Here is a 22,140-nt window from a genome sequence, read left to right on the forward strand (position 1 = left end):
AAAAGCCGTTCAGCCTGCACATTACTTGGCAGATAGCATGAGTGACGCCCCCCAACCAGCGCCCGATCCCGGGCTGAGCGAGCAGTTCATCACCCTGCTCAACGGTGCCCATGGGCGCCTGCTCGGCTTTCTGCTCGTCATGCTGGGGAACCGGGCGGATGCAGAGGACGTGCTGCAACGCGCCAGCCTCACCCTGTGGCGGAAGTTTGGCGACTTCACGCCAGGGTCCGATTTCTTCGCCTGGGCGAGCAGCTTTGCCTTCTACGAGGCCAAGAACTTCCAGCGCATGGCCCTGCGCTCCCCGCTGCACTTCGACGACGAGCTGTTGCAGCGGTTCGCGGAAGAACGCCCCGCCGATCTCCACCATCGCGAGCAGCGCCTGGCCGCCCTGGAGCGCTGCATTGAGGAGGTGGAGCCCCAAGGGCGCGATCTCGTGCGCGAATTTTATCTCAAGAACGTGGACCTGGCCGTGCTGGCGGAGCGCCTCGGCCGGGCCCCCCAGACCCTCTACAACAAGCTCAACACCCTCCGCCGTCTGCTGGCGGATTGCGTGAACCGGAAAACCGCACCTGAGGCGTGACCCGAAGACCATGAATCCTGACCTCAATTTCGACTCTGCCGAACTGCACCGCCTCTTCATGGCGAAGGCAGACGGCCACATCACCGCAGAGGACCACGAGCGGCTCAGCCAGATGCTGAAGACCTCCGCCGAGGCCCGCCGCCAGTGGTATGCCTTCCAGGATGTGGAGTCGGCGCTCTTCTCCTGGTCCCAGCAGGAACTGCAACGGGTGGAAGAGGAGCCCGCCCTCACCGCCACCGTGGCCACCGCTCCAACGCGCCTCGTTCGGGCACGGTTGACCTGGCTTTTGCCCCTGGCGGCGTTGCTCGCCATCCTGGTGATGGTGGTGAATGTGATGCGTCAACCTGCCCACCTCACCACACCCAAAGTGGTGACGGCCCCTCTCACGGATGAGGATGAAAATGAGGCAACCACCACCAGCGTCGCCTTGCTGACGCGCGGGGTGAACCTGGAGTGGGTGGACGCCCAATCCTCCCCGGCACTGAATGCTCCACTCTCTCCGGGCTGGCTCAAACTCAAGGCCGGCATCGCCGAGTTGGAGTTCTACCAAGGAGCCCGGCTGGTGGTGGAAGGTCCGGCCGAAATCAAACTCGTCTCTGCTGGCGAGGCCTATTGTGTCAGCGGCCGGTTCAGTGCCCACGTGCCGCCGCAGGCTCGCGGATTCCGTCTCGGCACGCCGAATGGCGATGTCGTGGATCTCGGCACGGACTTCGGTCTGGATCTGAACAGCGCCACGCCCGAGGTGCACGTGTTCAAAGGCGAAGTAGAGCTTCACCAGCCCGAGGCTCAGGTGCGCATGCTCACCACCGGTGAAGCCGCCGGGTTCGAGAAAAGCACGCCCGCCCGGGCCCTGCCTGCCAGTGATGAGGCCTTCGCTTTCAGCCGGGATCTGGACGCCCGCATGAGCGAATCCCAGCGGCAGTCACTCGTGCGTTGGGAGGAGCAGGGGCGGCAGTGGAACCTCGACCCACGTCTCAAGCTGAGGCTTGATTTCCAGGACCCACAGGGATCGCGCTCGCTCAAGAACTCCGCCGCCCTCGGCCAGGAGGTCGCCCCCGGCACCATTGTGGGTTGCATCTGGACCCAGGGGCGCTGGCCGGAGAAGAAGGCGCTGCAATTCCGCAGTGTCAGTGATCGCGTGCGGCTCGGTCTGCCCGGCGCGCACCGCCAGATCACCATGGCCACCTGGGTGCAGCTCCACGGGCTGAACGTCCGGCAGAGCTCCCTCTGCATGAGTCAGGGCATCAACGAGGGTCACATGCACTGGCAGATTCTGCATGATGGCTCCCTGTGCCTCGGCGTGGGCTCGGGAACGAGCCCCAACGTCCGCTCGGATGACTATATCACCCCGGTGATATTCACCCCGGAGCGCTTTGGCCAATGGGTGCATCTGGCCGTGGTCTATGATCTGGCAGGTGGCGAGGTCACGTTCTATCTGAACGGCGGGATCTTGTCCAAGCATCCAGTGCAGACCCCCACGGAACTGGCGCCTACCATCATGGAGCTCGGCAACTGGACCCCGTCCCCGGACAAACGCCAGCAACCGGTGCGCAACTTCGCCGGATGCATGGACGAGTTCAGCCTCTACACCGCCGCCCTGCGTCCCGATGAGATCCGCGCCCTCGCAGAGTGAGTGAGTCAATCGTGTTTCCTAAAACCCCATCTCCGGCCCCTCCCATGCCCCTGATGAACCGACCCTTCCACTTCCACACCGTTCTCAGCAGCGGGTTCGCAGGCCTCCTGCTCGCCAGCCCACTGGTGGCCGCCACTCCCACCGCGGAAGGCATTGAGTTCTTCGAGAAGAAGATCCGCCCTGTTCTGGTGAGCGCCTGCTACGACTGCCACTCTGTCGAAGCCGGGAAGACCAAAGGCGGGCTGGCAGTGGACTCCCGCGAAGCCTTGCTCATCGGTGGCGATGCCGGACCCTCCGTGGTGCCGGGGAATCTGGAGAAGAGCAAGCTCATCGAGGCGGTTCGATACAAGAACCGAGACCTGCAGATGCCGCCGAAAAACGCCCTCACGCCCGCCCAGATCCAGGATCTGGAGAAGTGGGTGGCCATGGGCGCACCCGATCCCCGGGAGGGCAAAACCGCTGCTGCCGCGCAAGCGCACGGTGGGGTGAATCGCAGCATCAACATGGAGGAAGGCCGCAAGTTCTGGTCCTTCACCCCGCTAGCTGAGGCGACACCTCCGCCAGTGCAAAACACGGCCTGGGTCAAATCACCCATCGACGCCTTTCTCCTGGCGGAGCTGGAAAAGCAGGGTGTTTCACCCGCACCCGCCGCAGACAAACGGACGCTGATCCGCCGCGCCACTTTCGATCTCACCGGCCTGCCGCCCACGGCGCAGGAGATTGACGCCTTCCTTGCCGACAACTCCGCCGACGCCCTCAGCAAGGTGGTGGAGCGCCTGCTGGCCTCCCCTCAATACGGGGAGCGCTGGGCCCGCCACTGGCTTGATGTGGCCCGTTATGCCGACTCCAACGGCATGGACGAGAACGTCGCCTACGGCCATGCCTGGCGCTACCGGGACTACGTGGTTCGTGCCTTTAACGAGGACAAGCCCTATGATCAGTTCCTGGTTGAGCAGATCGCTGGCGACCTCCTGCCTGCCCGCACGGAAGAAGAGCGTCGGGAGGGGCTGACCGCTCTGGGTTTCCTCGCCCTCGGGGCCCGCGTGCTGGCCGAGCCGGATGTGCGAAAGCTGGAGATGGATATCATCGATGAACAGCTCGACACCCTGGGCAAGGCCTTCCTGGGCATGACCCTGGGCTGTGCCCGCTGCCACGATCACAAGTTCGACCCCATTACCAACAAGGACTACTACGCCCTGGCCGCCATCTTCCGCAGCACGAAGAGCCTGGCCGACGAGAAGCTGGGAGCCATCAAGTTCTGGTACGAGCACTCGCTCGCCACGCCGGATGACCTTGCTGCCAAGAAGAAGTATGAGGCAGAAGTAGCCGCCCAGCGGTCCAAGGTTGCCAAGTTCTCCAATGAGACCCGCGCGAAGCTGAAGCAGGAGCTCCAAACGAACGCTCCGGACTACCTCGCGGCGGCCACTCTTTTGCCGGAGGACCCAGACTTTGCGAAGGTGCAGACGCTTGCGGCAGAGCGCAAGCTTCGCCCCCGCTACCTTCTCACCGCCCGCCAGTACCTCACCCGCGCGCCGGAGCATCCCTTCTACGCCCGTTGGCGTGAACTCGCTGCTGCTGGTGACCAGGACGGAATCAGGAAATACTACGGCGATGTATTCACGCGCTCGGCGGCAGCTCTGACCGCTGCCAAGGCCAAAGATCCCAAAGCGACCGCTCCAGTGGAGCCGGATCTGGCCGAAGCATACGCCGCCCTTAATGACGTGGCTGGCCTGCTCGCCATCCCGGACAAAGATGCCGATGCGTTCGACGGTGAAATGCTCGCCACCGCCGAGGTCATGAAGGACGACCTCATGTCTCTCGAGGACAAGACGCCCGATCCCCCCTCCCTCATGGGCGTGCGCGATGGTACCATCACCAAGACCCTTCCCATTCACATCCGCGGCAGCTATCTCACCCTCGGAGCCGAGGTGGAGCGCGGCTTCCCAGAGGTCATGCGGACCTCCTTCACCAAGCCCATCCTTTCCGCCAAACAAAGCGGCCGTCTAGAGCTCGCCCGCTGGATGGCTGGCAGCGAGCACCCCCTTACTGCACGAGTCATGGTCAACCGCCTCTGGCGCTGGCACTTCGGCCGCGGCCTCGTCGGTTCCACGGACAACTTCGGCATCTTGGGTGACAAGCCCTCCCATCCCGCCCTGCTGGACTGGCTGGCCCGTTGTTTCATCGAAAACGGCTGGAGCATCAAGGACATGCACCGTGTGCTCATGAAGTCCAGCGCCTACCAGATGGCCTCCACCCACCCCAGTGCAGGCCAGCCCTCCTCAGGTGTGGATCCCGCCATGCTGGACCCGGAGAACAAGCTGCTGTGGCGCGCCCATGTGCAGCGTCTGGAGGCCGAGCAGATTCACGATGCCATGCTCGCCGCCAGTGGCTCCCTTTCCGCCCAGGTCGGTGGCAAGACCGTCCCGCTTCGCAACCGGGAGTTCGTCTTCAACCACACCTCCAAGGACGCCACGCAGTACCGCGCCCTGCGCCGCGCCCTCTACATCCCCATCATCCGGAATCACCTCTTCGATCTGCTGGAGCAGTTCGACTACCCGGATCCCACCATGCCCACCGGCAGCCGCAATGCCACCGTGGTGGCCCCGCAGGCGCTCATCATGATGAACTCGCCCTTCGCCGCCCAGGCAGCGCAGAGACTCTCCGCGAAGCTGTTGTCGGACAGCGACGCACCCGAGGCCAGGGTTCAAGAAGCTTACGTGGCCCTGTACGGCCGCCCGGCCTCGTCCCACGACGTCACCCGCGCGCTCACCTTCGTCCGTCAGGAAGGCGACTCTCCCGAAGCCTGGACGTTGCTCTGCCACACCCTCATGTCGGCCAACGAATTCATGTACCTGCGATGAACCCCTTCCCAGCCTCCCCCCTCTCCCGCCGGGCCATGCTGCAGCGCAGCGCCGCAGGCTTTGGTCATCTGGCGCTCGCCTCCCTGCTCGCCCAGCAGTCTCAGGGAGCCTCCGCACCCGTCAGCCCGCTGGCGGCCAAGCTGCCACACCATGCAGCCCGGGCCAAGCGGGTCATCTTCCTGTTTATGAAGGGTGGCCCCTCCGCGGTGGACACGTTTGACCCCAAACCGCTGCTCGACCGCGACCATGGCAAGGCCTACCCCTTTGCCCAGCCGCGCGTCAAGTTCGCGGAAACAGGCAAACTCTTGAAATCCCCCTGGAAGTTCAAGCAATACGGCCAAAGCGGGCTTCCCGTCAGCGAGTTGTTCCCTCATGTCGCCCAGTGTGCCGATGAACTCTGCGTCATCCGCTCCCTGCACGGCACCAACCCCGCTCACGGCGGCGCCCTGCTCAAGCTGCACACGGGCAGTGATGTCCAGGTGCGCCCCAGCATGGGCTCATGGATCACTTATGGGCTGGGCACGGAGAACGACAACCTGCCCGCCTTCATCACCATCTGTCCTACGCTGGCCCACGGTGGCGTCAACAACTGGGGGGCCGCGTTCCTTCCCGCCTGGTGCCAGGGCACACCCATCGGCAATGCCGCCGTGCCTTCCGACCAAGCCATGGTCAAGCACATCCGCAACACCCAGCTCAGCGCCAGCCTGCAACGGCAGCAGCTCGACCTGCTCGCCCAGATGAACCATGAACATCTGGAACTCACCGGCCCCAACCAGGCCCTGGAGGGTCGTATCAACTCCTTCGAGCTCGCCTTCCGCATGCAGATGGCCATGCCCGATGCCCAGGACGTGGACAATGAAACGGAGGTGACCAAGAAGCTCTACGGGATGGACAACCCCGTCACCTCCAACTTCGGCCGCCAGTGCCTCATGGCGCGTCGTTTCATCGAACGCGGTGTACGTTTCGTCCAGGTCACCCACAGCGACAGCGAGGTGCAGTGGGACCAGCACGGGAATCTCTACAAGGGGCACAGCAAAAACGCCGCAGAGGTGGACAAGCCCATCGCCGGCCTGCTGAAGGACCTTCGCTCCCGCGGTCTGCTGCAAGACACCCTCGTCATCTGGGGCGGTGAATTCGGCCGCACCCCCACCGCCCAGGGCACCGATGGCCGCGATCACAACCCCGAAGGTTTCACCATGTGGCTCGCCGGTGGCGGCGTGAAGGCCGGCTCCACCTATGGCGCCACCGATGACTACGGCTACTTCGCCCAGGAGAACAAAGTCCACATCCACGACTTCCACGCCACCATCCTCGCCCTCATGGGCATGGACCACGAGAAGCTCACCTACAAATACGCCGGCCGCGACTTCCGCCTCACGGACGTCTTTGGCCATGTGGTGAAAGAGGTGTTTGCATAGTGACGCACCCTTGCAGTACCAAATCACACCTGAAACCGACTTCATCCGGGGCTTGGGCGTCGATTGACGAGCGCCACTCAAACCACTGCTTCGCTTCACTGCTACCTCATCTCCGCATCGCATCGCGGCCAGAAAACGGTGTCGAGCCACCGTACTCCAAGACGCTGACGCGACTGGAGACATCCCTCGAGACGGTGTAGATCGGCAACAGGCAACGTGCCTGCCATCAGGCAGCTCTGCTAACAGTTCCCGCTCGTCCCGGAGGGACGATGGATTGTAGCCGGTGGTGAAGGCCTGCCATCAGACCGGGAACCACCGGAACAGGCAGCGACAAATGCTCCCCGTCCCGGAGGGACGGCGGATCGGCCTTGACTGCCGGACGCCGTTGCACCACTCCATACCATGGGCATGGAATCCGTTGAGCTCGTCATGGCGGTGGAGGAAGCGTTCGGCATCGCCATTTCTGATCAGGACGCCTCTACCGCGAAGACAGCGGGAGATCTCCGTGATCTCGTACTCCGGGCCCTGCGGGATCAAGGCATCCAGACGGATGCGGACCAAGTCTGGCTGAAACTAAAGGACATCATTGTGGATCAACTTGGCGTCTCCCCGCACCAAGTCACACCTGAAACCGACTTCATCCGGGACTTGGGCGTCGATTGACGACCGCCACACAAGCCACCGCTTCGCTTCACTGCTACCTCATCACCGCATCGCATCACGGCCAGAAAACGGTGTCGAGCCACCGTACTCCAAGACGCTGACGCGACGGAGATATTCCTTGAGCCAGTGTAGATCGGCAACAGGCAACGTGCATTCCACAAGGCAGCCCCGTTGACATCCCCCGCTCGTCCCGGAGGGACGCTGGACCGTAGCCGGTGGTGAAGGCCTGTCATCAGGCCGAGAACCACCGGAACAGGGTGACAAATGCTCCCGTCCCGGAGGGACGGCGGATCGAGGCCGAATCGCTCGACTTACCCAAAGCAGTATTTCCTATCGCCCACCCGTCAGCACCACCGAGTTCAACACGGACTTGAAAAGCGGCTCCATTTTCTTCCTCCCGCTCTCGCTCGTGCCGGATCCTTCTTTGGCAAAGCAGGAGAGGTGAATCGCGACGAGATTCTCCCCAGACAAAAAGTAGCAGGTGATTCCAGAGGTCTCGATCTTGGTGTCCAACCGTTCCAGCACGCCATCAAGCTTCACCCATCCCACCGTTCTCGCCTCAAGCTTCATCGTCTTGAAGTCAGAGATTTTCAGCTTGGCTTGCCCAAAGTATTCCCGGGCAAAATCTTCGGTGAAGAGCACTTCCTTGGGCTGGTCAGTCAGAGCGGCGCTGACGGGCCCGATCTGCACCATGATGATGTCCGCCCCATGTCCTGCATCGGAGGTCCACTTCTGGACAATATGCGGCCGGTCGCCCTCAGCCGCTTTCCAGCTCATGGGGACTTTGAGGTTCAGTTTCACCCCGTTTGCTTTCTGATGTCCCTGAGTGGAGAACGGCGTCACAAATCCTCTTTGGATCTCCTCCTCGGGTTGTTTCATAAAATCGGGATGGGATGCCAGGAGAAGCATCCGTACCGGTGAATCTGCCAGGGTGGTGCCGCGGAGATGGGTCTCCCGGATGACAGATCGCGCAAGGTCCTCGGTCATATTGTCCTGCAGAATCTTCCTCGCCGCCTGTCCCTGTTGCAAGATGGTAGGCCTGGCAGTCACCCACTTGTCTCCGAACTTCTCGGTCAGCCTCACATCCAGATTGTCCTCGCAAACCTTGAACACGGCATCCCAATGGGTCTGCGCCGCGTCAGCCTCCAGCCCGAGGTCGGGATACTGCTGTTTGATCAGCTTGATCGTGGATCTCATGCTCAAGCAGACGCCATAGGTCCTCATGAGATCGGTGGAGAGTGGCAACTTCACCGGGGCGGCCTGTCCAAGAGCAGACGCGCCCATCATCGACATGACACCTGCAACCAAAAATGTTGATCGAACCAAACTGGCAAGAAACGCCCCCTTCAAACCCTGCTTCATCTGGGACGTTTACACACATATGGACAAAGTCCAATGAATCGCAGCAGACCGCCAGGGGATACGCAGACACTCTGAATGCAGGCAGCACAAGGAATCTTGGGGGTCGCCAAACACTTGCTTGACGGATCCCCAGTTCCCCTTCATTTCATCTGCATGAGCTTGGATTCTGTTGAGCTTGTCCTTGAGGTGGAAAAGGAGTTCGACATCTTCGTCTCCGATGAGGATGCATCAAAGATCTTCACCGTTGGCAATTTTCGTGATCTCATCGTCCGGTCTTTGCAGGAGAAAGGAATGAATCCAAACGAGGGTGAGGTGATGCAGAAGCTAAGAGCCATCGTCGTGGAGCAAATCGGCGTCTCCCCGGACGAGGTCACTCCAGAGGCCGACTTCGTCCGAGACTTGGGGTTGGATTGACGCCATGCACGCGAACGAGAGAACCCGCTTCGCTTCACTGTTACATCGCAACCTCATCTCATCGCGGCCAGAAAACGGTGTCGAGCCACCGTACTCCAAGACGCTGGCGCGCCGTTGCCGACTCCTCGCGCCGCCCAACTCATTCATACTTGTCTCCATCCGTACTATGATGTGCGTCGCGTGAAGAGCATCGGGAATCGGTGGCCGCAATGGGCTTACCGCTGCGCGGTAGAAACTGCGACAAGTCATCCATGGGTTGCACTCGCTACGCTCGTTTCACCCATGGCTACTCATGGTGAACCCTCCGGGTTCGAGGACAATCCGTGGAGGGGCCTTACTCGCAGCACTTGCAACACATCCAAAGGGTCGACGCGCACCTTGATCGAGTCCACCCTGAGCATGCCGCCCTCCGGACACTCAGGCATGGAACCGGGCATCGCAGACAGCCATTCCCCTCCTCACCGCCGCGCTGGCCCCAGCTCCACTAGCGACAAATCCGCAAACCAGGCGGTGCCGGTCACGGCAGAGGAAAAGAAGCCGAGCCGAGGACCAACTTCCACCTCGGTCTTGGGACCGGTTTCAAACTCGAGCGTGAGACGTCCCCAAGTGCGGGTCTTCATGATGTTCTCTGAGCGCTCGAACCCGCCTCGCAGGCACACGTTGGCCCCCACCGTGGCATCTTTGTCTCCGGGTTTGATGTCCTTGGTCTTCACAAAGCCCGTGAGCCGGTAGCGGGTGAGGGGTTTCACGGTCACCTTCTGCATCGCCAGGGAATCATCCGCTCCCAGATTGTCGATCTTGAGCGTGGGCAACCCTTTGTAGAGCTCCACCTTGTCGATCTCGAACTTGCCGTTCTTGCGGTGGCTGGAGGTCTGCCATCCCTCCAGGCCCTTTTCAAACGAGCCGTTCTTCAGAAGGTCCAGCTTGCGGTCCGGTTGCTGAGCCAGGCATGAACCCGAGAACGCGGCCATCATCATCATCGTCACAGCCAGTCCGACAAAAGACAGGCGACACAGGGGAAGGGTGGTTTTCATTGATTCAATAACGCAAAAAGTTTGGTGGTTTTACAATCCAAAATAATTCCACTGCCCGACGGGGCAACTTCTCTCCCCAAGACGAGACTGATTTCCTTCGTATCACACTGATCCTGCCGGAAATTGACTGGAAACGGTCTCCGCGTCCGGGTAGATTTGCCCAGTGAGTTACCGCGTCAGCGCCTGGATTTGGCTTGTCTTGGCGACAGGCATTTTGATCGTTGTGTCCGTGCCTCTCCTGCTCGGCGGGGTGCTCGTGTACCAAGCCAGGCAGGAAGTGGCCAGTTACAAGCTGGTGGAGCACACCCACGAGGTCCTTAGCCAGGTGGATGAAGTGCGCTATTTGGCGCGCGAGGCGGAAAGTGAGCAACGCGCCTTCATGCTGACCCAGGGTGAGGCGTTCGCCCGGGAGTACCAGTTCCACCGTCAAGATGCCCCCAAGGCCCTGGAAACGCTGGCCCGCTTGGTGAAGGACAACCCAGTCCAGTCTTCGAAGATGGCGCCCCTGCGCCAGGTACTGGCTGAACGCCTCGACTTGCTCGACGAGAACGCCAAAAGTTCCGAAACCATCGGCAGCGCCGCCCTGGCCAGCCGGCTGGAGAAAAGCGCGAAGAAATCCCTCGAACTCGAGCAACGTCTCTCCGAGGTGAAGACCACGGAACTCCAGCTGCTGGACACCCGCCGTGACAAGCTCCTCGATGAACGTATCCTATTTCAGCGGATCGCTGGCATCACCTCTCTGGTGGGCCTCCTGGCAGTCCTGGCGGGGAGTGGCATCCTGTACCGGGAGTATCGCAACCGCATGCTATATGAGGCCCGGCTGGCTGAGGCCCGAGATGCGGCGCTCGACTCCGTCAAGACCACCTCAGCGTTCCTAGCCTCTGTGGGTCACGAGATCCGTACTCCCATGAACGGGGTGCTGGGTGCTGCCGATCTGCTGCTGCGCGACACCTCGCTCTCCACCAAACAGCGGGACGGCGTGGAAACGATCCGTACTTCCGGGAAGACGTTGCTGGCGATCATCAATGACATCCTGGACCTGTCCAAACTGCAGGCCGGGGAGATGAGTTTCGTCACCGAAAGCTTCTCGCCAGCTGTGGTCGTGGAGGATGTGCTCACCCACTATGCAGACCGTGCTGCGAAGAAAGGCCTGGAGCTGACCTCCCATCTGGAGTCCGATCTGCCTGCGCAGGTCATGGGCGACCGCCAACACTTCCGGCAGGTGTTGCAGAACCTCGTCTCCAATGCGGTGAAGTTCACAAGCACTGGCAGTGTCTCGATCCACGTGATGCGCCGTCGTCAGATGGAGTCAGAGAACCGCATCTGTCTGCGCATTGATGTGCGCGATACCGGCCCTGGCATCACGACCGAGGCCCAGCAGCGTCTCTTCATGCCGTTTGCCCAGAGCAGCGGCAAGTCCGGCTGGCGTCAGGGCGGTGCCGGACTGGGGCTGGCCGTTTCTCAAGAGCTGGTGCAGCGAATGAACGGCACCCTGAATGTGGAGAGCCCCCCTGGGCAGGGATCAAAGTTCTGGTTCACCGTGGTGTTCGAAGCTGTGGCCGAGCCGGACGCCGCCCGGAAGCTGACCGCAGGGGCGCTGCTGATCATCGAAAGCAGGACGCTCACGGCAGAGTCCGTGCGCACGCATGCGAGCAGTTGGGGTCTGCACCCCATCATCATCGCGAGCACCAAAGATCTGCCGGACTCCTTTGGGGTCGATTCAGATGGTCAATCGTTGCCACTGTCTGCGGTGGTAGTGGGCAGCCCCCAGAGTGAGAGCTGGCATGAGACGCTGCAAGTGCTGCGCCAGAGATCCTGGTGGAACCAATGCCCCGTGTACCTCATGTCAGATGGCGAGGAGGTGACGGATGAACTGGTCGAGAAGATCGGCGTCGCGGGATTGCTCAAGTTTCCCTTCCGTCCTTCCGAGCTCTATGGTCGCCTTTCTGGCGCACCTGTTGCGTCGCCTGCGAAACTGGCGGATCGCCTTGAACTGGCCTCCGCCCGGATCCTGGTGGCGGATGACAACCCAGTGAATCAGCGGGTGCTGAAGAACCAGCTCGAGTACCTGGGGATGAAGGTCACCCTCTGCTCCGATGGCGCGGAGGCCGTGAACCTTGCCAAAGAAGGCGGCCACGAAGTGATCCTGATGGACTGCCAGATGCCCATCATGGATGGGTTCGAGGCCACACGGAAGATCCGTGAGTGGGAGAAGAGCACCGGGGCCAAACGCGTGCCCATCATCGCTGTCACCGCCCACGTCATGGCGGGAGATGCAGAGCTCTGCCTTGAGGCAGGCATGGATGGCTACCTGCCCAAGCCGGTGGAGGTGGACCGTTTGCAACAGGAGTTGTCTGCGTGGCTCGCCCCAGGCACAGCGACGATTCGGGTACCAGAAGCGGCCCCGGCAGACCTGCCTCCATCCGCTCCCCAGACGCTGGTGGTGGATGAGACCCAGCTCAAGTACTGCCTTACAGGGGATCCCGGTCTGGACTGCGACTTGGTGCGCATGGCCGCAGAGCAGATGACGGAGGTGCTTGTCCGGCTGGAGGCTGCGCTCCAGGACGGGGCTGACATCCCTTGGCAGCAGGCTGCCCACCTGGGTCGGGGCTCCGGGGCCACCATGGGGTTCACCGAGTTGTCCACCCTCTTTCAGCGGGCGGAATTCGATACCATTCAGAAAGCCGACCGGGCTGACATCCTGGCGGAGCTCCACGAAGCCGTCATCCGGCTCGACACTCGATTGCACGAACTCGGTTACCCCTCTGCTGCCCTGGCCCCATGATGCGCGGAATCTTGGAAATAACAGAAACCATCGCGTCCAGACAGCTGCTGAGTCGCTTCATCCTTGCCACCGTGGCCGCCACCATGACCACCGTCCGGGCCGCAGAGCCGGAGCCAGCGCAAACACAGCAAGTCTTGCGCTGGAATGAACTGGATCCCGGGGACGTGCCACCAGCAGAGCTGTCCCGCTGGCAGAAGATGCTGCATCCCAACGGGAACTGGCACACCCTGACCGTGGAGCCACGCGCAGCCAAGAGCCAAGTCAACACCCTGACCGTGCCAGCGGGTCGCATTCTCTGGGTGGGCATCCGTCCGGAGGCCGTTCCGGCAAAGGACCTGCCCCCATCCTGGCAGATCATCGGCGACCTCCAGGCAGCTCCCATTTCCGTGGAGGAGTTGTCTCCTTTGAAACAACTTCCCAGCCTGCTCCCGGTCCCACCCGGGCTGAACCTCGCCAGACATCAGGAATGGACCCCTTTCGGCATTGAGGAACGGGCGACCGTCCACGATGCACCGGATGCCTTTTCCTGGACCGTGAAGCCTGGGGAGAAACCTGCGGGTTTCTACACGGCGGCTTCGTGGCGCCTCCCCAAGGGCGCTCTTGCCAGCACCTGGAAGCTGGAACTGACGCTTCGCGGCAAGGGGCAGGTGATGCTCGGCGTCGCCACCGAATCCGCGCAGGGTTTTGGAGATCCAGATCCCATCGCCACGACAGAACTCACCGGCGCACCTCAGGTTGTTTCCTGGGAGGTGCCTTCCAAAGTCGCAGCCGCAAAGTCCCTGCGCCTCAGCCTGGTGGCCACGGAGCCCCAGGGTGGCAGCGGAGTGATCGAGACTCTGAGCTGGCAACTCCTTGCCGTAACCCTCCCCCAGCCTGCCCCCATGGGTGTGTGGGACTGGTCCACCCGGCCGGAAGTCTGGACGGAAAAACAACCCGCCTGGAAAGCAGCGGGCATCAAGGTGCTGCAACTGGCCCTTCCGCGGGAGCTCGGCAGCGATAGTGGCGGGGTGGCCACGACCCTGTCGCGGTTGCGGGCGGACGGATTCAGGATCGTCGCTGTGGAAGGGGATCCCCACATGATCCTGCCCCAGGCCCGCGCCGCCGTCATCGCGCGTCATCAGGCACTCAGCCAGTGGCAGGGGCGTTTCCTCGACGGCGTCCAGTACGATGTCGAGCCCTATCTGCTGCCTGGCTTCCATCTGGAAACGACGAAGTGGCATCAGCACTGGTTGGACCTCTATCGTGAACTCAACCAGAACGGCAAGCACCCTGTCGAGCCAGTCCTCCCCTTCTGGATCATCGCTCAAAAGGAGGCTGTGCCCCTCCTTGATGGCCTCGCGAAGTATGCGTCCCGCATGGTCATCATGAACTACCGGAGCGATCCGGTGGAAGCCGCCGCCTGGGCCACCGCATGGCTGGAGTGGAGCCGGCAGCACAACTGCCCGGTGGCGCTGGCCGTGGAATGCGGTCCCATCTCCGACCTGAAAAGTGCAGCCTTCTACCGTGCGGACAAAGGCACACTCTGGATGGCTCCCTGGCCCGGCTACGGCACCGCAGCGGTGCTCTATGAGGCCCCGGTCGCAGCGGCGTCAGGAGGCCGGGTCTACTCAATCGGTCGCGAGGGCCGCGTGCCGGGCGACCGCACCACCTTGCGTGACCGTCCGCTCCACGAGCTGAGCGCATGGCTGGGCACGCTAAACGCCGTCCAGCAACGGCTGTCACTCCCCGACAGGCTGCAACCGCTCCTGTTACTTCATGAACCCACGCCAGAGGTGCTCCGTCACCTCGCCACCGAGGGCCGCTGACCCCGGCTCACGCCACCTTGGTGAAACCCCGCCGGGGCATCGCCCCCCAGCCCTGTTTGCGGTTCAGGAAATGCCAGATGCCCTGCACGCGCCACCAGCTGTTGAGCTGCCGGTAGCCAAAGTTTTCCACGACCGCGCCCACGCCCAGCCAGATCAGATCCCGCACGCGGCGATGGTGCTGGAGGGAGTACTCGGAGAGGATCATGGCCCCCAGGCTGAGACACAGACCAAACCCGAAGACCACGGCGCAGTAGGCGATAAAGAAGTCGATGCTCAGGATCCCCGCCGCGGTGCAGAGAGGCACCATCACCAGGCCCAGGAGTTCGAGGAGTGGACTGATGATGTCAAACAACAGGAACGATGGCAGCGCCTGGGTGCCCACGGATCCGTAGCGCTGGTTCCCGATCATCTGGCGGTGCCGCCAGAGCGTCTCACACAGGCCGCGCTGCCAGCGGGTGCGCTGACGTGACAGCACCTTTACGGAGGAGGGCACCTCCGTCCAGCACACCGGGTCCGGCACATGCCACACGTCAGAGGCCGAGTCCGTCTCCCCGGCCCAATGGTGCAAGCGCACCACCAGCTCCATGTCCTCACCCACCGTGCCATGCGCGTAGCCGCCCAGTTGAAGCAGGACATCCCGGCGAAAGATGCCAAAAGCACCAGAGATGATCGTCACTGCCTGATTCCGGGTCCACGCCATGCGGGCCAGCAGGAACGCACGCAGATACTCCACCGACTGGAAGAGCTCCAGCCAGTGCTTGGGCGGGTGCACCTCCATCACCTGCCCGGATTTGACGAGGCAGCCGTTCACCACGCGGATGGTGCCGCCCACGGCCAGGGTGTCGTCCGGCGCATCAATGAACGGGCGCACCGCCTTCAGCAGCGCATCGGAGTCCAACAGGGAGTCCGCATCCACCGCGCACACATACGGGTGGGCTGCCAGGTCCATGGCCGCGTTGAGCGCATCCGCCTTGCCGCCGTTTTGCTTGTCCACCACCAGCAGGTTGGGCAGGGCATGGCAGGCATAGATGCCGCGGATGGGCTGGTACGCGGTGCGGCCCGGCGTGGCCCGGTGCACCGGTTGGAGGTCGAAGGCCTCTATGAGACGCGCCATGGTGCCATCCTTGGACCCGTCATTCACCACAATGATCTCATACTCCGGATAGCGGAGCGTCAGCGTGGAGCGGAGGCTCTCCACAATGGTGGCCTCCTCGTTATAGGCTGGAACCAGCAGGGTGATCGGCGGTGTGGCCTCAGAAGTCAGCAGCCACCACTCCCGCAAACGGGAGGCCCGGTTGCGCGCCCGGATGAACTCCGGCAGCGCCCGGAAGAGCTGGAGCAGGTACACCAGATTCTGCGCCGTCTGCAGCACCAGAATGACGGTGGCGCAGATCCAGATGGCACGGCCGAACCAGAGCGAGTGTGTCCAGTCGAGGGTGTTCATACGGTCGGCAGCTCGTAGAGGTCCAGATAGCGATTTTTCACGGAGGAGGCCTCCTTCAGCAGTGAGAGGAGCAACGAATCCCGCGGTGCCGTGCGGGCCAGGTTGTCCCACGATGGGCCGCCCCAGTCCGCCAGGCCGTACACAGCCGTCCGCTGCACATCAAAGTCCGGGTCCGACGCCAGCTGCTCCAGCATGGCCAGCGCCGTCAGCTCCCCCATCATGGCGGCGGCGTATTTCGCCACAGCCAGGCGCACCTTGTTGCTTGGATCGCTCACCAGTCCCGCCACATTCTGGATGTGATGTGGATCGGAGAGTTTCTCCAGGGTGCTGACCGCTCCCGCCCGCACCTTGCTGTCACGATCCGCCAGCTGCCACGCCACCACATCCGCCTGGGTCAGATCACCGGCCTTGGCAATGCCATCCAGCAGGAGCACCCGCTCCCGGGAGTTCCGGGAAATAGCCAGCAGATTGCCCAGCTCATGCCCCTTCCCGGGAGCCAACAGGCGGACAATGTCCCGCGTGCGATCTGAATTCAATGCGGGTGTGCCGCGGAGTGGCGTGATCACTGTCTCCACTGTGATCCCTTCCGGGTTGCGCCGGGCCAGTGCATGCGCCGCCTCCAGTCGCACGTGGTGATGGGAGTCACTCAGCATCTTGAGAAGCCGTTCGTCGGCCCGGCTGCTGGGGCCGCTCCAGGCCAGCAGCGCGCACCCTCTCAACTTGGGCTCCGGCCGATGGCGCCCCAGCAACCGCAGGCCATACTCCTCTGCACCGATGTGATCGAGAATGCTCACCAAGTCTTCACGGTACTGCCCACGGAAGCGGTCGGCCAGCTCACGCAGCAACCCCAGCACGGTCTCCATTTCCTCACGTCCGCGAGGCTTGGGGAGAGTACTGAGCTCAACTTCCCCCTCCAGCACCGGCAGCAGCAGGGTCAGCCATTCATCACTCAGCTTCTCCCGCCGGTCCCGTCGCCGGTTGTCCAGGATGCGATACACCAGCAGGGCCATCCACATGAGGACTGCCAGACCGGCCAGGGCAAGAGCCACCAGGGTGAGGATGAAGAGCGAAGGAGCCATGCCGTATTTGAGTTGCCGCGTGCCGTCCAGGTCAGAAATTGCACCCTACCCCCAGGGCCAGGCCGTAGCGCACCACGGAGTCCTTCACGTCCTCCCGCTCCAGGTCCACCCGGAAATGCCAGTGCTCGGAGATGGGAAACAACACACCGATGAAAATCGTCCACGACTCCAGAGCACTGCTCTCCTGCAGCGTCTGATTGGTGATGGACTCCACAGCCTGCCCCCCGCCAATGCGGATCAGCCAGCCTTCCTTGGGCTCCCAGGACAAGTAAGCAACCCAGCCATCCGTCCCCTCGCCCGTGTCATAGTAGAGATGCACCCACCGGGCGTTCACTGACCAGCCATCCACGAGCTGCTGCTCCCAGCCGATGCTGCTGGTGGAGACCTCACCCGCCTCGTAGTCCGCCCAGCGGCCTTCCGTGAGAAACCATCCGCTGCCCAGGCGGCCAAGCTTCTTGTAAGCCCGCCACCGCACGTCCGCCTCCGCATAACTGTTGGCGCTATAGCCCGCATCCGGTGTAAAGCCGCCGAAGACGGTGGCCCGCACACCCGGCACGATCTGCCCGGAGGCGCCGAACTCGTAAGTCTCATCTTGCAGGAGGAAGCGTTCGCCGATCTCCCACCTGGCCCACACGTCCCACTCCAGCAGCTTCGCAGTCACCACCATGTAGTAGCCCCACCAGTCGTCACGCTCGCCACGCGCAAAGGTGCTGCCCGTGACCCCAGTATCCACACGCCCCTTGGGGATGGCGTCCAGCCCATCCAGCCGCTTCTGATTTTCCGGGGAGGCATCGATCGCCACCGCCCGCTCATAGTAGCCACGCGCCTCCCGCACCCGGTTGCGCTCCACCTCCAGATCACCCATGCCAGTGAGGGCATCCACCTGCATGGGGTCTTTCGTCAGAATTTCCTCGTACCTGTGCCGGGCCTCCTTCGGGTCGCCGCGCCAGCCGGCGATGCGCCCCCGCATGACGGCGACATCAAGACTCTCAGGAAACTCCTTCTCGAGCTTTTCCAAACGGGCGTCGGCTCCGGCATAGTCTGACTTCCACGCCATCACCCGCGCCTCGGCCATGCGCAGGTCGAAGTCCTTCGGCGCGATGGCCAGCCCGCGACGCAGTGCTTCCAGCGCGTCATCGTTCCGCGCCTTCCACCCCAGCACCGTGCCGTAGTGGTACCACGCTTCCGCATTCCGGGGCTGCGCCTGGGTGGCCTTCCCCAGCAGCTCGATCGCCTCGTCCACACGGCCTTCCTTCTTGGCCTTCAAACCATTTTCATACACGCCAGCCCACAAGGGTGACGCGAAAAAGACCGCCGCGAAGCTCCACGCGGTGAAAACTCTGCCCCAGCTCATGCAACGGCTCCTCCCGGGATGAGTCTGCTCACCCGGGCCACCAACTCGGCCGGACTGAACGGCTTTGTCAGATAATCATTCGCACCCTGATCCAGGGCTCCGACCACATCGGTATCACGATTGCGGGCGGAGAGCATCAGGACTGGGATCGAAGCCGTGATCGGATCCCGACGCAGCTCGCGGAGCGCCGCAAATCCATCCATGACCGGCATCATGCCGTCCATGATGATCACAGACGGGCGTTTGAGCCGCGCTTGCTCAAGCGCTTCTGCACCATTGTATGCAGAGATCAACTGCCATTGCTGCTGCGCCACCTTGAAGCCCACCACACGGTGGAGAAGCGGATCGTCATCGGCCAGAAGCACTTGATGTGTCATTGGGAGTGAAATTATCATTAATCCAATAATTTTGCATCTCAAATCCGAGAGAGATTCACCCCACAAACGGGGGGAAGGTCGTCTTACGGATCTAAGAACTGACATCGGTTGTCGTGGGCGCATGCCCACCCGATTGCCAACGGCGCAGTCCCGCCTCGGCGACTTGCCTCACATCTGGAGAGGGGTCGCTCAGCAAGGCCTGGAGCGCCAGTTGCGCGGACGAGCCACCGCCCATAGAACCGGCATAGGCCGCCACGGCCTGTCGCACCGCCGGTTCAGGATCACTGGTCAGGGACGTCACTTTGTTGATCTGCACGGGATCCGCCATGCGCTCCAGAGTCCGGACGGCCTCCAGACGCACCGCCGAAGAATAGTCTGAGAGCTGCCAGGCCACCACATCACCCAACATCAGATCATCCGCATCGGCGATGCCTGCCAGCAGGACCACCCGCTCCTGAGGATTCCTTGAACCCATGAGCGCCCGAGCCAGCTCCTCTCCTCTGCCGGGGAGCGGAGCGAACTGCTTCACCACCTTCTGCGCCAGTTCCGTCTCAAAGGCAGGTGTCGTCCGCAGAGGTGAGAGCAGGGACTCCAGCGTGAGTCCCAGAGGCTGGCGGACGGAGAGCGCGTAGGCGGCCTCCAGTCGCACCGTCCAGTCTGCATCATAGAGTGCGCGGGAGAGCTGAAGATCCACATTCGGATCCGCCTGGGTCAGTGCCAGCAGACGGCATGAGGAAATCTTGATCTCTGGCGGGCCCGACACCAAATCGTGCAGGGCCGTGGCCTCAGCACCGATGTGATCCAGCACCTTGCGCAACTGGTCGCGATACTGGCCACGCACACGTTCCACGAGTTCGAGGATCAAATGCATGGCCACATTCATCTCCTCTGCCGTGCCAGGCAGGGGCAGCGCGCTGATCTGGCGCTCTTCCTCAAGCACCGGCAGCAACTCCTGAAGCCAGGCGTCAGAGAACTGCTCTCGCCTGCGGGCGACGGCTTCGGCCTGACGCTTCCGCCAAATGTGAACACCCCACCCCACCAAGCCGACCAAAACGGCCGTCAGAAGGGCGATGAAGATGGAGAGATAAGGCAGTCCACTCATGTTGCTTCGCAGAACGCCCGGCAGCGTTCTGTAACTCCCTCAGCCAAAAGTACTTGATGACTCATTGTTTCTAGAAATTACCATACTCTTTGCCATCTCTCACCTTCAAATCCATGATCTAGACGCCCGCCCCCCAATTGAGGGCCGATCCGGGACTCACAGTGCGCTGGTCAGGCGGAGGCGGATTGAATTTCCCACCAACCAAAGCCCCCGGATGGAGCGATATACAGACTCCAGGCTGGCGAATTCATACCACGTGAATTCCCGGGCAGATCGCTGCATCGCCGGACAAAGATGCCGCTGCAATCCTCACTTTTTCACGGTCTGGCGCGCAATAACCTCTGGTCAGCCCCGTTTGTTTCGCCTAGGCTTTTGATCCTTTTCTGACTGTTTTTGCACACTTTTTCACCGTCAAACCAAACCAAACCACACACATGTCAAGCAAAGCACTGAACCGTCGCCGCTTCCTTACGACGACCGCCGGACTGGCCGGGGGCGCCTTCACATTCCCGAACCTCCTCCTCCATGGTCAAAACTCCGCGAGCAAGAAGCTCAACATCGCGGTGATCGGTGCGCTTGGCAAAGGCCAGTCTGACACCCAGGCCATCGCGTTGGACCACAACATCGTGGCCCTCGTGGACGTGGACAAGAAGCGCGTGGAAGAAGCCGCCGCCAAGCACGCCAAGTACTTCACCGACGCTGGCCAGACGGCCCCCTCCACCGCGCCGAAGCTCTACCAGGACTTCCGCAAGATGCTGGACGAGAACCACAAGGACATCGACGGTGTCATCATCAGCACCCCGGACCACACCCACTTCGTGGCCGCTATGTGGGCTCTCGGGTACGGCAAGCACGTCTGCGTGCAGAAGCCCCTTTGTAACACGATCTGGGAAGTGCGCGAACTTCACAAGGCCGCCAAGGCTGCCGGCGTGGTGACCCAGATGGGCAACCAGGGCCGCACCATGGAAGGTCAGCGCCTCGCCAAGGAGTGGATCGAACAGGGCGCGATCGGCACCCTCAAGGGCATCAACCTCTGGACGAACCGCCCCATCTGGCCCCAGGGCCCCCTCAAGAAAGTCGCCGCCGCGGCCCCGGCCGAGCTCGACTGGGATCTGTGGCTCTCCAGCGAGGCCAGCGAGCCCTACTTTGAATTTGATATCCCGACCGGCCAGAGCAACAAGCGCGGCAAGAGCGTGCATCCCTTCAACTGGCGTGGTTGGTGGCAGTTTGGCTCCGGCGCCCTCGGCGACATGGGCTGCCACATCATGGACGCCACCTTCAGCATCCTTGGCCAGGCCATCCCGGTGAAGATCGAGGTGGAGAGCGGCGAAGTCAGCGAGCATTGCGCCCCGACCTGGAGCAGCCTGAAGTACCACTTCGCCCCTGGCAAAAACAACCCCGAGCCTCTCGTGGTGAGCTGGCAGGACGGCGTCAAGGACGGTCAGGCCAACAAGCCTGCCAAGCCCGAGATGATGGCCGACCTCAGCGAAGAAGGCTGGAAGAAAGCCAGCAGCGGCATGATCTTCCAGGGCACGGAAGCTGTGGTGTACGAAGGCGACGCCTACTGCGCCAGCCCCTCCATCTACCCGAGCGCCAAGTTCATGGACACCAAGAAAGCCATGGCCGCCGGCACGCTCAAGAAGACCGAGGCTCGCAGTCCGAAGCCGAACAATCCGCAGGGCGAGTGGGCTCATTGCATCGTCAATGGTGGCACCCCGAGCTCCAACTTCGACTACTCCTGCCCGCTTACGGAGTTCGTTCTCCTCGGCAACCTCGCCATCCGCTCCGGCAAGACCGTGCAGTGGGACAAGGAAGCCATGAAGGTGACCAACGACGAAGGCGCCAACAAGTACATCAAGCGCGCTTCCTATCGCGACGGCTGGCTCAAGGCCAAGGCCTGATCGCTGACAACAATTCGTCCGCCAGAATGGGTGGCCGGCCCCACAGGACCGTCCACCCTGCTTCCTCACTCTGACAGGCGCAGCGCCCCGCCGGATTCGCACCCCGGCGGGGCGTTCTTTTGTCCGGCCTAGATGAGTAATGAGAGCTGATGCGCCAGTTCCGTGATCAGCTCCCCGGCATCGGTCCGGTGGTAGGTGGCGATCTCCATGTTGTCGATCAACGGCAATCCATGTGCCTCCCCCAGCACTTGATGGGCAGGCAGCACCGTGCGCACCGGCAACAGGCTGATGCCCAACCCATCCGCCACGGCGGCCTGGATCCCGGCCA

General features: G+C 62.4%; 15 protein-coding genes and 2 pseudogenes. 9 read left to right on the top strand and 8 right to left on the bottom strand.

Going from position 1 to position 22,140, the window contains the following annotated elements; genetic code table 11:
* Nucleotides 1-37 precede the first annotated feature (37 nt).
* The 5 genes and pseudogenes from BV106_RS03240 to BV106_RS39220 all read left to right on the top strand — a co-directional run.
* The gene (locus BV106_RS03240) at nt 38-580 is read left to right on the top strand and encodes a sigma-70 family RNA polymerase sigma factor (RefSeq protein WP_038160412.1); all 543 of its coding nucleotides are present in this window, start codon (nt 38-40) and stop codon (nt 578-580) included.
* Between the two features lie 10 nt (nt 581-590).
* Entirely contained in the window at nt 591-2,213 is a 1,623-nt protein-coding gene (locus BV106_RS03245; protein WP_038160414.1) for a LamG-like jellyroll fold domain-containing protein, read from the top strand.
* Between the two features lie 53 nt (nt 2,214-2,266).
* Nucleotides 2,267-5,074, top strand: coding sequence for a PSD1 and planctomycete cytochrome C domain-containing protein (locus tag BV106_RS03250; protein ID WP_265595292.1), 2,808 nt, complete (start codon nt 2,267-2,269; stop codon nt 5,072-5,074).
* On the top strand, nt 5,071-6,492 hold the full coding sequence (locus BV106_RS03255; RefSeq protein WP_038160420.1) for a DUF1501 domain-containing protein: 1,422 nt from the start codon (nt 5,071-5,073) through the stop codon (nt 6,490-6,492). Before BV106_RS03250 ends, BV106_RS03255 begins: the two co-directional genes overlap by 4 nt.
* A 540-nt stretch (nt 6,493-7,032) precedes the next feature.
* Nucleotides 7,033-7,152: pseudogene (locus BV106_RS39220) on the top strand (phosphopantetheine-binding protein); the annotation flags it as partial.
* Nucleotides 7,153-7,485: 333 nt separating this feature from the next.
* On the opposite strand, the gene BV106_RS03265 reads toward BV106_RS39220, so the two are convergent.
* Entirely contained in the window at nt 7,486-8,352 is an 867-nt protein-coding gene (locus BV106_RS03265) for a hypothetical protein (protein ID WP_265595293.1), read from the bottom strand.
* A 318-nt stretch (nt 8,353-8,670) separates the two neighbouring features.
* Between BV106_RS03265 and BV106_RS39225 the strand changes: the two genes are divergently transcribed.
* Nucleotides 8,671-8,931 (top strand): phosphopantetheine-binding protein, encoded by a 261-nt coding sequence (locus BV106_RS39225; protein WP_038160428.1) that lies wholly within the window; start codon nt 8,671-8,673, stop codon nt 8,929-8,931.
* 458 nt (nt 8,932-9,389) lie between these two features.
* Here the strand turns inward: BV106_RS39225 and BV106_RS03275 are convergent, their stop codons facing one another.
* On the bottom strand, nt 9,390-9,965 hold the full coding sequence (locus BV106_RS03275) for a carbohydrate binding domain-containing protein (RefSeq protein ID WP_038160431.1): 576 nt from the start codon (nt 9,963-9,965) through the stop codon (nt 9,390-9,392).
* A 229-nt stretch (nt 9,966-10,194) separates the two neighbouring features.
* Between BV106_RS03275 and BV106_RS03280 the strand changes: the two genes are divergently transcribed.
* Entirely contained in the window at nt 10,195-12,750 is a 2,556-nt protein-coding gene (locus BV106_RS03280; protein ID WP_265595294.1) for a response regulator, read from the top strand.
* Nucleotides 12,747-14,555 (top strand): hypothetical protein, encoded by a 1,809-nt coding sequence (locus tag BV106_RS03285; RefSeq protein WP_038160437.1) that lies wholly within the window; start codon nt 12,747-12,749, stop codon nt 14,553-14,555. Before BV106_RS03280 ends, BV106_RS03285 begins: the two co-directional genes overlap by 4 nt.
* Nucleotides 14,556-14,562: 7 nt before the next feature.
* Here BV106_RS03285 and BV106_RS03290 read toward each other — a convergent pair whose 3' ends face one another.
* From BV106_RS03290 to BV106_RS03310, 5 genes are all read right to left on the bottom strand, one after another.
* Nucleotides 14,563-15,999, bottom strand: a complete 1,437-nt coding sequence (locus tag BV106_RS03290; RefSeq protein ID WP_038160440.1) for a glycosyltransferase — start codon at nt 15,997-15,999, stop codon at nt 14,563-14,565.
* Nucleotides 15,996-17,078, bottom strand: coding sequence for a HEAT repeat domain-containing protein (locus BV106_RS03295; RefSeq protein WP_038160443.1), 1,083 nt, complete (start codon nt 17,076-17,078; stop codon nt 15,996-15,998). Before BV106_RS03295 ends, BV106_RS03290 begins: the two co-directional genes overlap by 4 nt.
* A 31-nt stretch (nt 17,079-17,109) precedes the next feature.
* Nucleotides 17,110-18,432, bottom strand: coding sequence for a tetratricopeptide repeat protein (locus BV106_RS03300; RefSeq protein WP_038160446.1), 1,323 nt, complete (start codon nt 18,430-18,432; stop codon nt 17,110-17,112).
* Nucleotides 18,429-18,809, bottom strand: coding sequence for a response regulator (locus BV106_RS03305; protein ID WP_038160449.1), 381 nt, complete (start codon nt 18,807-18,809; stop codon nt 18,429-18,431). The genes BV106_RS03300 and BV106_RS03305 overlap by 4 nt, the downstream gene beginning before the upstream one ends.
* A 91-nt stretch (nt 18,810-18,900) precedes the next feature.
* A complete protein-coding gene (locus BV106_RS03310; protein WP_038160452.1) occupies nt 18,901-19,911 on the bottom strand; it encodes a HEAT repeat domain-containing protein in 1,011 nt (336 codons plus the stop codon).
* Nucleotides 19,912-20,345: 434 nt separating this feature from the next.
* Here BV106_RS03310 and BV106_RS03315 point away from each other — a divergent pair, with 434 nt between their 5' ends.
* On the top strand, nt 20,346-21,812 hold the full coding sequence (locus BV106_RS03315) for a Gfo/Idh/MocA family oxidoreductase (protein ID WP_038160455.1): 1,467 nt from the start codon (nt 20,346-20,348) through the stop codon (nt 21,810-21,812).
* A 128-nt stretch (nt 21,813-21,940) separates the two neighbouring features.
* Here the strand turns inward: BV106_RS03315 and BV106_RS03320 are convergent.
* Nucleotides 21,941-22,140 (bottom strand): annotated as a pseudogene (locus BV106_RS03320) (LysR family transcriptional regulator); the annotation flags it as partial.

It is taken from the genome of Verrucomicrobium sp. BvORR106, assembly GCF_000739655.1.
Taxonomy (GTDB): domain Bacteria; phylum Verrucomicrobiota; class Verrucomicrobiia; order Verrucomicrobiales; family Verrucomicrobiaceae; genus Verrucomicrobium.